The following is a 9,898-nucleotide window of genomic DNA, read 5'->3' on the forward strand; positions in this document are numbered from 1 at the left end:
TGCCACCTTTATTATAGAGTCTTCCACCATAAGTAAACGGAGTGTAGTGGCAGTTGAAATGCAAATGTTTTAAGCCTCTGAGTTTATTTGCCACTACTGCCACTACTTTTTTATTACTTTATAGAAAAATAGAAAAATAGAAGAATTAATTAGATGTAATAATCAATAAGAGAAATAAAAAAGTGGCGGTGGTGGCAATAGTGGCAATGGTGGCAATGGTTGCTGAAGCCTATAGATGTTAAAAATAAGCACACATTTAAAGCCTTGAAAGTCAAATTAAAGTATCTGCTCTCGATTTTTCGAGTATTTTCAAAACTTATATTTGGCTTTAATTCTTCGAAGAGTACAAGGTAGTCTTCATTTGATGGGGTAGGCTTCTTGGAGAGTGTAAAAAGAACTGTGTAAGTGGCATTCTTACCACCCTGTTGAAAGGACAACAGAATGCCAATATCAGACGAGCTTATTGCTCAACTTCTTGAGGGCTGCTCCAGCCCTGATGACATCCTCGGTGAGGATGGTCTTTTAAAACAGCTGACCAAAAAGGTTGCTGAGCGGGCCTTGGATGTCGAGATGAATGAACATCTCGGTTACGCCAAGAACGATCCTTCAGGTAAAAATACGGGCAACTCTCGCAACGGAAAAGGCCGTAAATCGGTTCGTAGCATCCATGGTGAGATGGAGCTTGAAGTGCCTCGTGATCGCAACGGCACCTTCGAGCCGAAGCTGGTTCGCAAGGGAGAGAAGCAGCTCAACGGCTTCGATGATCGCATCATCTCACTCTACGCCCGTGGTATGACGACTCGTGATATCCAGGCCCACTTCCAAGATGCGTATGGAGTTGATGTCTCACCAACCTTCATCTCGCAGGTAACCAATGCCGTCATGGATGAAGTTACCGCCTGGCAGAACCGCCCTTTGGATAGCGTCTATCCGATTGTCTATCTGGATGCTCTGGTTGTTCGTAGCCGTGATAGCGGCGCAGTACAGAACAAACATGTTTATCTGGCGTTGGGCATTAACCTAGATGGCGAAAAAGAGCTGCTGGGCTTGTGGATGGCTCAGACCGAAGGTGCTAAGTTTTGGCTCTCTGTGGTGACCGAACTTAAGAATCGTGGTCTACAGGATATTCTGATTGCCTGCGTTGATGGCCTGAAGGGCTTTCCTGAGGCGATAGAAGCTGTTTACCCGCAGACTCAGATCCAGCTTTGTATCGTTCATCAGGTGCGGCACTCACTGCGCTATGTGAACTGGAAGCAGCGTAAGGAAGTTGCTGCTGACCTGCGCACTATTTACGGAGCAGCCACCCTCGATGAAGCAGAGCGCGCCTTAGATGAGTTTGCACTGAAGTGGGATGACGAGCATCCAACCATCAGTCGGTCTTGGAGAGCAAACTGGGAACGACTGAGCGTGTTCTTTGACTATCCACCGCAGATCCGAAAAGTCATCTACACAACCAATGCCATCGAGTCAGTGAATGCGTCTCTGAGAAAGGTCACCAAAACTCGGCGGTCATTCCCGAACGATAAATCGGTGATGAAAGTTCTGTATCTGGCCTTGCACCAGATCGCTAAGAAGTGGACTATGCCGATACGGGATTGGAAGCAGGCGATGAGCCAATTTATGATCCTGTTCAGTGACAGAATATCACTGTGATAAACCGCCATTTACACAGAAGAATTTACAGTCTCGCTTCTTGCTGAATATTCCACCACTAATGGTGCGTTTAATGCGTTTTTGAACGCCTTCGTCTAAGCATACATCTTTCAAAACAACAGGTAGTAAACACTACTCTCCAGTCAATTCAAAACTCTGTTTCGCTGTTACTATTAAGATGATTGCTATGGCTGTTCCTTTAGACATTTTTTAATCCTTTTAAATCAAAATTCTTGCGAAAACTCCGCTATCTGTAGACTCAATATGAGCTTCACCCTCATGCAGTATGGCGATCTCTTTAACGAAGCTCAGTCCTATGCCAGTGCCTTTTGATCCGTTTGCTTTTGGTAGTGAGTAGAAGCGATCAAACAGCTTATCGATTGCATAATCCGGTATTAGTTCACCTTGGTTGGTTACTGATATTTGAATACGTTTTCCGATCTTTTCTGCTTTGATTGTGACTTCTGAGCCTTTAGATGCGTGTTCTATGGCATTTTTTACTAAGTTAGTTAGTGCCTGACTGATGAGGAACGGGTCCCCTTTGAGTTTTATATCATCAGCATGCACTGTTAATGTCAGGCCACAGGATTCGGCTAGATCTTTTTGCAGTGTTATAACCTCTTCGATTAAACCTTTAACCCCAATCGTCTCAACCGTTTTCAAACTGTTACTGCTTTCCAGTTCAGCTAGATCGAGTAAGCGCTCTATAAAGCCTTGTATGCGTTCTGTTTGAGTCACTATGTTATCTAAGAAGTGATCTCGCTTTACATCAGGCAGGGGCTCTTTAAGAAGCTCGGAGGCGCCCCGTATGCCTGCGACCGGTGCTTTAAGCTCATGTGTTAGAGTTTGAACGTACTCTTCAATGTACTGTTTACCATCTAATGCTTTTCGCATGGACTCTAAAGCTTTGCCAACATCACCCACTTCATTGTTGCCAATGTTTGGTGCTTTTGCTCGTTCGCCACGACTAACAGCTAGCGCATAGCGTTGAAGGCTATCCAGTGGGCGGGTTAGCCAAAAATAGATCATGAAGCCTATCAGCGCAGCGATAACTGCAAGTGCAACACCGGATACCCATAGGTTATCGGTTAGATTATTTATAAAGGTATCGAGGTTACGTGTAGGTTTGCCCACAGCAAGAACACCCACAATGTCCCCGTTATATAAAACAGGGCGCGCAATATACATCGTATCGCCCTCTGGGTAGATTGGGTCTGCCCAAGTGGTTCGGGCTCCGTAATTACCTTGAAGTGTGCGTTTAACATCTATCCAGCTTGAGTAGTCTTTGCCAAGGTCACGGCTGTTGTCTGAATCGAATATCACCTTGCCGACCCGATCTGTAAGGTAGACACGTGTATCGACCTGGGATTTATCTAGTTCATAGATTTTGGCGGTAAGGTTTCTGCGAGGCAGGGCGTCAATCGCACGCTCTAATGACAAAGTGGATATAAGAATATCGCCTTTTTCATTAGTGGTTACTGCATTTTCACTAACATGAGCAGCAAGCATTTCTGAAAAGTCGACCAGTGCCTCTTCTTGCGCTTCAAAATATCTAGGGCGTATCTCTTCAGCAAGCAGGTAGATTAAGCCCAGTACGACCGTAAATATGAAGGTGACAAATACAAGTAATATACGTGTGCGTATTTTCATTACTTTGGAACCTCGAAGCTGTAGCCAATACCACGGTGGGTTTTAATCACCTTAAGAGTTGGATCGACGTCTTTAATTTTTTTACGGATAACCTTCATGTGGGTATCTATAGTGCGATCAAAGCTACTTTCTGGGTTTTCCCATACCATCTCCATCAATTGATCACGTGAATAAATTCTAGAAGGGTGTTTAATCAGCAGGGCTAGTAAACGGTATTCATAGCGGCTGAGGTCCAACAGACTGCCCCTTAATGAAATGCGGTTTGCTTCATCATTGACTTGGAATAACACATCAGTATGAACGGGTGTATTAGCAGGTTGGGATTCAACTCTTCTCAGATGCATGCGAACACGTGCAGATAAAACACGTGGGCTGAAGGGTTTTGTTATGTAGTCATCGGCTCCAAGCTCTAAACCTAACACCTGGTCTATTTCAGAATGACGCGAGGTAAGGAACAGGATAGGCGAGTGCGAGTGCTTTCTAAGTTTCTTAAACAGATCAAAGCCGTTGGTGTCGGGTAAACCAATATCAAGGAGTATTAAACCGGCCTGCTCATTGGCAATTGTTTTAAGTGCATCTTCACCAGTTGATGACCAATGGCTGGTAATACCCTCACTGTCTAGTGCATAGATCACTGTATCTGCAATGGCTGGTTCGTCCTCGACTAATAAGACCTGCATTTCTACCTCTTCACAAAATAATTTGTGACTTCACATTCACTTCAAACTTTCCTCATTTCCCTAGTAGATCCTGTTCACACTTAACAAAAGCTGAGGACAGTGAAATGAGTTCACTTATCAACCGAATCTACAAACCAAGAATGCTAGCGATCATGGCTTTGATTTATTCATTTCAGGCCTTTGCATCAGCAGAGCCTGTTTCACCAAAAGATATCACACGCGGAACTTTAATCTCTAGAAATGAACAAGGCGAGTTGGAGGATATACCGCTTCTTAACTCTGAAATTCATTCAGAAATTACAGGTCAGATAGCACGTACAACCATTATTCAGCACTTTAAGAATCCAGCTGCCTCCTGGATGGAAGCGCTTTACCTCTTCCCGCTGCCGCATGATGCTGCGGTTGATCAAATGAAGATGACGGTGGGGGACCGAATCATCGAAGGTCAAATTAAAGAGCGGGAGGAGGCTAAAGCCACCTACGAGAAGGCAAAAAGTGAGGGCAAGCAGACTGCTCTGGTTGAGCAGGACCGCCCAAATATATTCAGCACGTCTGTGGCCAATATCCCACCGCACGGAGATGTGACCATTACACTTGAATACCAGCAGAGTATTGAGTGGCGTGATGGCGAATTCTCTATCCGTTTTCCTTTAACCATTACGCCTCGTTATACCGCTACTACACCAGCTAAGTTCGAAGTGACATCTACTGTGCAATTAAACGATGGCTGGTCTCTGCTTCCAAATGAGCGTCCACAAGCAATTCCACTGGAAGAAGCTGACAACACGCCCGATAACTCTACGAGCATTGAGGTGGTTTTAAAACCAGGCTTCCAGCTTTCTGAATTAGAGAGTCTTCATCACCATGTTTCAGTCGATGCTAAGCCCGATGGAACTCAAGTCGTTTCATTGGTAGATCAGGATGTCAGAGCTGATCAGGATTTTGTTCTTCGTTGGAAACCCATTGATTCAGTTAAGCCAACAGCTTCGTTCTTCAGTGAATCTACGTCTAAAGGTGACTATGGTCTTCTCACATTGGTACCACCTACCGTGGAGGGTTGGGAAGTACCACCACGTGAAGTGATTTTTGTGATCGATACATCGGGCTCAATGTCAGGCCAATCCATAGTAGCTGCTCGTGATGCACTGATGGCGGGTGTGAATGGTCTTAGTAAAGACGACACCTTTAACATCATTGAATTCAACACGAACAGTTATTCACTGTTTGCACGCCCGCAAGAAGCTTATGGCTACTCTTTAAGCAACGCCCGAAAGTTCATTCGTAACCTTGAGGCACGTGACGGAACAGAAATGGAACCGGCACTTGATATGGCGTTAAACATGCCAGGTGAGTCAGAACGTTTACAACAAGTGATTTTCATTACTGACGGCAGCGTTTCAAATGAGGCCCAGTTGTTCGCCAAAATTAATAGAGAACTAGGAAGCCGCCGCCTGTTCACTGTGGGTATTGGCAGCGCCCCAAATACCTACTTTATGGAAGAGTCAGCACGAGTAGGTCGAGGAACGTATACCTATATCGCGGATCTCAACTTTGCAGAGCAGGCTATGAAAGCTCTGTTTGAAAAGATCTCTAAGCCAGCGCTTACTAATATCAAAGTAATGGGCTACGGGGTTTCAGACATTACGCCTAATGTCATTCCAGATCTCTATGCAGGTGAGCCGTTAACGGTAGCGATGAAAATGGATCGTGGAGTTAAACGCATACTCATCACAGGGCGTTTAGGTGATACCGAATGGAAGCAAACAGCGGTTATCGACTCTGTTGGGCACCAGGCAGGTATTGGTGTGGACTGGGCTAGAAAAATGATTGCTCAGTGGCAACGAGCAGCGTTTAAAGGTGTTGAACGCAAGCGAGTAAGGGAAGAGGTATTAGCACTCGCCTTAGAACATCATTTAGTTAGTCCATACACCAGTTTAGTTGCGGTAGATGTAACGCCTGTTCGCCCAATGAATGATGGCCTTGATTCAAAATCAGTACCTCCAACACGCCCTAAAGGACTTGAAATACACCTTGCTAAAGGTGCCACTGGCTATGAATTGTCATTAATAGTTGCCGCGCTCTTAGCTTGCCTCGGTGCCTTCATCGTTAAGACAAAGCGAGAGGAGGTTTGACATGAACTCTCGTATGAAACGTCGTGTGGGTTATGGGTTGATTGCTGGCGCGTTTGTTCTACTAATCGATGCGCTCTGGATACCGGCGAAAGCTCAGGTTGCTCAGCTTCTTTTAGATGCTGCGTGGGAGGTAACCCAGCTAACGGGGGAACCTCAACAACCCTGGCCTTGGGCAGATCATTACCCTGTAGCTCGATTCTCGGCTCCCGCATTCGATGTAGACCATATCGTTTTAGCAGGAGATTCCGGCTCTGTTTTAGCATTCGCACCAGGTGAAAACCTAGAAGCAAAAAGTGTTGAAGGTGGTGCGCGCATCATCTCAGCACATCGCGATACGCACTTTCGTTTTCTTAAACATATTAGTTTGGGTGACGAGTTAGTTCTTGAAGACGAGCAGGGTGTCCAGCACTTCAAAGTTGTGAATACAGACGTAGTGGACTCGAAGACCAGCCGAATTAAACCCGCCACAAACCCCAATGGACTCTTTTTAGTGACCTGTTATCCATTTGATGCTCTGTCAGCTAACGGGGATGAACGATTTGTGGTAACTGCAGTACCCATCGAAACAAACGCTCTCCTTTAATCAAAGAACTTTTAGAAAATTATGTGGGATTGGAGAACTAGAATGACTGATTTAGTAATGCAAAGCATTGATACGCTATCTCTCATGGACTTTAAGCCTATGCCAACCGATGAATTAAAAGTTCGCTGTGCGCGAATGACGAAGAACGTTGATTATTTCTACTGGTGGCGTTGGGAAGCGGGGCGCGGCGCCTTAACGAACGAATACTTTGTATCCAAATTTACAGAAGTTGAGCTACTTAGATTTATTGCAATGATGGTTCGTGAAGATGAAGAGCGACCCGGTGCGTTTGAACAGTATTGCGAAAATGGCTCGTTAAGAGCAGCGCTTGTCGAACTAGCTATCAGAGAAAAAGCGGCATGAATTGAGGGTTGTGAGGATTGGGTCTACTCACTTTTACATAAAATCTCTGCCAACTTGCTTTTGCTCTAGAACATCTTCGTAGAGTTCTAGAATTGTTTGGCTATGTGCTCTGGCTACATCGGATAAGCTTTCCCTGGTCATAATGATTTTCTCGTCTCTTATCGCATCCCTTAGCTGTTCAGGCGTCCACTGTTCAGCAAAGGAGCGAAGGGATTCGATGTATGTATTTGGTTTTACTTTATTCATGCATAATCTCTAATGTGTATATTTATACAGTATATTTGTTTGTGTCAGTTTGAAGCAAGCTTTGTTTTTTAAGCAGAATTAATCACTTGTTCTAAGCTAAACCCTCTTACTTCTAATAGAAATTTTTTATAGCTAAAGCTATACCTATTTCTGACTCGATATTGCTGTTGACGAGCCTCTTTTCTCCGTGCTCTTTTGAAAAGGCATCACATGATGCATTCAACGATCAGTAGGAGGTAAACATGGCTGGATCAGGATTAGGCGCCGTCAGAGAAGTGATGCTGCAAAAGTATCTATCCCAGTGGCTATTAGAAAATGCACCCCAACAGCCCATTGAAGTCGGTGGTCAATCAATTATCAGTGGTTTGTTACGTTTCTGTAATCATCATCACGCTGAAAAGAGTGACGCAGAGGCGCAGCAAATGTATCGATACTTTCGAGTCGCACTCAATGAATTAACAGAATACGTAGAGTGGCTGGATAAGAAATCAAAGGAGTCAGAGCGATGATTAATGCTTACTACCTAACTCAAGAGTTTGAAATCTTCTGACGCTCAGGAAAAGAGGGTTGCGAAGAATGATCTTTCGTGACAATTATAGAAAAGAACTTTCAGTGGATAGCCGAATGAACCGTTACCAGCTAAACAAAGATATTGTGAAAAATGCGATCTACCTTGATTTCGAAGGAGAGGGGAGAAAAGGGGATCACTCAATTCCCTGTCCACATATTGCTGGTCTGTATCGTCCGTTCCTTGAGGGTTACAAGTACTCTGTTCTATTTTTTAAAGAAGCATGGAAGCCGGTTAAGAACGGACACAACGTAGAACGTGACCGGATTGGGGATTTTAAATCGTTGATGACTGAACTGATTGAAGAAGCGGAACAAGAGGGACGATTAATAATATTCTGGACAATCCATGAACGAACAATCATTGAACTTCATGCCCCTGAGCTCTTGGAACGATTTGATCGAGTGGGCTTCAATCTTCATAAACCAGCTAAACGTTTTGCAAACAAGCGAAACTTGCTTCGTGATAAAGATGAAAAAAAGGGACTTAATCAGTTTTTAAAACTGCTTAAAAAGGCATCTCCTTTAATCATAGCTTGTAAGCCGACAGCAGCAGAGGCTTGTCGACGAATTGACAATTACTCCAGTAAGAAACGTCGTTGGCGGTTGTGGACTGATGAGCAAAAGGGTGTGGCAAGAGACCTAATTCGTTACAACAAAGATGATTGTTTAGCGGTCCTAAAATTGGCTAGAAAGTTGGGGAATAGCGTTTATTGAGTTACTTATAGTGATTCATACTCAATCTGATACATTTCGATAGAACGGTCATATTTGATCCTACAACTCTGTAAAGAGAACTGTCCCTTATTGACATGAATTCGAGAATTAGTATCGCTTAAGACTCTTAGCTTGACATGAAACGTACTAGCGATGTTCAATTCATAGGAAGAATTATTTTCATAAGAAAAGCGGTTGAGTAGGTTTTTATGAATAGACTAGTTAAAACTATTTTAATATCTGGTTGCTTAGCGATGACCGGATGTCAAACTTTGGACAAGGGCTCTTTTGGCCAATTCAAAAGAAGTCTTAATAATAAAAGTTATGGGTACAGTGTTGTGCCGGATCCAACTGATACTGCTCCAACGGAATTCGTCGAACGGTTCGAGGTGAGATCTGGTGATTGCAGTTCTGGTCCGGATTGGTCTGACTGCTCGAATGACCGTGAACGATCTGAATTGTCTGGACCCAAGGATAACTATCAGGGCTCCGAGTTTTGGTATGGGTGGTCACTATACTTGCCACCCGATTATCCAAACATCTATCCTACGAAAACCGCGCTAGCTCAATTCCATCAGAAAAATTCCCCACCTGCATTTATGTTTCAAAACTCAAATGGAGGATATTGGATAGATCGAAACTTCGGCAATACAACCCATTTACATAAAATTATTGAAGACGATGATTTACGGGGAAAATGGAACCGAATTGAAGTGCATGCAAACTGGCATAAGAAAAATGGATTCTTTGTTGTTTACGTTAATGGGCAGTTAAAATGGCGTTACGAAGGACCCACCATGACCTCCGATGCCGTGTACTTTAAATATGGAATTTATAGAAGTTTTATGTCTAGGTACAAGATCAGAAATTCCGTTGATGAAGTACCGCCTCAGGTAGCTTATTTTTCAAATGTGAAGCGATCTAAGTCCCGCGAAGGTTTAATGCCTTGATTCTTCATCAGCTAATTAAATCTCCATGAGCGAATTAGACTTTTTTGATGCACGATTAACCACTATCGTCTCAAATTTTCAGAGCTGTTTTCATAAAAAATCTGTTTGTTCGTTTAGAGCAACTAGCAGATATAATGGTCGGTTATCCAATGGTTTATTAGCCTGTTAGTTTGAGTTTTAGACTATATATTTATCGGATAGTGATGAACTCAATACCAGCTGGCGCATGCTGACCTTTCCCCTTAGTTAGTACCACTTCTTCGATGAGATTTTGCTAAGCAGCACGCTTAGCGAATTCCTCTGGTGGCACATAGCCAAGTGCACTATGTGGTCTTACTTTATTGTAATGATCTCGCC

Annotated in this window: 11 protein-coding genes; 7 read left to right on the plus strand and 4 right to left on the minus strand. The window is 43.7% G+C overall.

Annotation, left to right across the window (positions count from 1 at the left end; all coding sequences use genetic code 11):
• Positions 1-441: 441 nt before the first annotated feature.
• Positions 442-1,653, plus strand: a complete 1,212-nt coding sequence (locus tag XMG59_RS11510; RefSeq protein WP_173498758.1) for an IS256 family transposase — start codon at positions 442-444, stop codon at positions 1,651-1,653.
• A 219-nt stretch (positions 1,654-1,872) separates the two neighbouring features.
• On the opposite strand, the gene creC is transcribed toward XMG59_RS11510, so the two are convergent.
• Together creC and creB are read right to left on the minus strand one after the other, a co-directional pair.
• Positions 1,873-3,303 carry a two-component system sensor histidine kinase CreC gene (gene creC, locus XMG59_RS11515; RefSeq protein ID WP_173498759.1) on the minus strand — a complete coding sequence of 477 codons (1,431 nt, stop codon included), beginning with the start codon at positions 3,301-3,303 and terminating at the stop codon, positions 1,873-1,875.
• Positions 3,303-3,983: a two-component system response regulator CreB gene (gene creB / locus XMG59_RS11520; protein ID WP_173498760.1), complete on the minus strand. Its 681-nt coding sequence runs from the start codon at positions 3,981-3,983 to the stop codon at positions 3,303-3,305. Before creB ends, creC begins: the two co-directional genes overlap by 1 nt.
• Before the next feature lie 104 nt (positions 3,984-4,087).
• On the opposite strand from creB, the gene XMG59_RS11525 reads away from it, so the two are divergent.
• Genes XMG59_RS11525 through XMG59_RS11535 form a run of 3 tightly spaced genes read left to right on the plus strand, consistent with a single transcriptional unit; the run spans position 4,088 to position 7,061 of the window.
• Positions 4,088-6,115: a marine proteobacterial sortase target protein gene (locus XMG59_RS11525; protein WP_173498761.1), complete on the plus strand. Its 2,028-nt coding sequence runs from the start codon at positions 4,088-4,090 to the stop codon at positions 6,113-6,115.
• Position 6,116: 1 nt separating this feature from the next.
• The gene (locus XMG59_RS11530; RefSeq protein WP_173498762.1) at positions 6,117-6,698 is read left to right on the plus strand and encodes a class GN sortase; all 582 of its coding nucleotides are present in this window, start codon (positions 6,117-6,119) and stop codon (positions 6,696-6,698) included.
• Between the two features lie 42 nt (positions 6,699-6,740).
• Positions 6,741-7,061, plus strand: coding sequence for a DUF6508 domain-containing protein (locus XMG59_RS11535; RefSeq protein WP_173498763.1), 321 nt, complete (start codon positions 6,741-6,743; stop codon positions 7,059-7,061).
• A 33-nt stretch (positions 7,062-7,094) separates the two neighbouring features.
• On the opposite strand, the gene XMG59_RS11540 is transcribed toward XMG59_RS11535, so the two are convergent.
• Complete coding sequence (locus XMG59_RS11540; protein WP_173498764.1) at positions 7,095-7,307, minus strand: hypothetical protein; 213 nt, start codon at positions 7,305-7,307, stop codon at positions 7,095-7,097.
• Between the two features lie 242 nt (positions 7,308-7,549).
• Here XMG59_RS11540 and XMG59_RS11545 point away from each other — a divergent pair, with 242 nt between their 5' ends.
• The 3 genes from XMG59_RS11545 to XMG59_RS11555 all read left to right on the plus strand — a co-directional run bounded on the left by XMG59_RS11545 (position 7,550) and on the right by XMG59_RS11555 (position 9,541).
• Positions 7,550-7,816, plus strand: coding sequence for a hypothetical protein (locus XMG59_RS11545; protein WP_173498765.1), 267 nt, complete (start codon positions 7,550-7,552; stop codon positions 7,814-7,816).
• Positions 7,817-7,931: 115 nt separating this feature from the next.
• A complete protein-coding gene (locus XMG59_RS11550; RefSeq protein WP_173498766.1) occupies positions 7,932-8,591 on the plus strand; it encodes a hypothetical protein in 660 nt (219 codons plus the stop codon).
• 209 nt (positions 8,592-8,800) lie between these two features.
• Entirely contained in the window at positions 8,801-9,541 is a 741-nt protein-coding gene (locus XMG59_RS11555; protein ID WP_173498767.1) for a heparin lyase I family protein, read from the plus strand.
• Positions 9,542-9,815: 274 nt separating this feature from the next.
• On the opposite strand, the gene XMG59_RS12320 is transcribed toward XMG59_RS11555, so the two are convergent.
• A partial coding sequence (locus tag XMG59_RS12320) for an integrase core domain-containing protein (protein WP_173489325.1) occupies positions 9,816-9,898 on the minus strand: 83 nt, incomplete at its 5' end.

It is taken from the genome of Marinobacterium sp. xm-g-59 (assembly GCF_013283315.1).
Lineage (GTDB): Bacteria > Pseudomonadota > Gammaproteobacteria > Pseudomonadales > Balneatricaceae > Marinobacterium_E.

Excerpts from the sequence above, each read along its gene's own strand:
- XMG59_RS11510 (WP_173498758.1), top strand. The coding sequence starts at position 442 with ATGCCAATATCAGACGAGCTTATTGCTCAACTTCTTGAGGGCTGCTCC.
- creC (WP_173498759.1), bottom strand. The coding sequence starts at position 3,303 with ATGAAAATACGCACACGTATATTACTTGTATTTGTCACCTTCATATTT.
- creB (WP_173498760.1), bottom strand. The coding sequence starts at position 3,983 with ATGCAGGTCTTATTAGTCGAGGACGAACCAGCCATTGCAGATACAGTG.
- XMG59_RS11525 (WP_173498761.1), top strand. The coding sequence starts at position 4,088 with ATGAGTTCACTTATCAACCGAATCTACAAACCAAGAATGCTAGCGATC.
- XMG59_RS11530 (WP_173498762.1), top strand. The coding sequence starts at position 6,117 with ATGAACTCTCGTATGAAACGTCGTGTGGGTTATGGGTTGATTGCTGGC.
- XMG59_RS11535 (WP_173498763.1), top strand. The coding sequence starts at position 6,741 with ATGACTGATTTAGTAATGCAAAGCATTGATACGCTATCTCTCATGGAC.
- XMG59_RS11540 (WP_173498764.1), bottom strand. The coding sequence starts at position 7,307 with ATGAATAAAGTAAAACCAAATACATACATCGAATCCCTTCGCTCCTTT.
- XMG59_RS11545 (WP_173498765.1), top strand. The coding sequence starts at position 7,550 with ATGGCTGGATCAGGATTAGGCGCCGTCAGAGAAGTGATGCTGCAAAAG.
- XMG59_RS11550 (WP_173498766.1), top strand. The coding sequence starts at position 7,932 with ATGAACCGTTACCAGCTAAACAAAGATATTGTGAAAAATGCGATCTAC.
- XMG59_RS11555 (WP_173498767.1), top strand. The coding sequence starts at position 8,801 with ATGAATAGACTAGTTAAAACTATTTTAATATCTGGTTGCTTAGCGATG.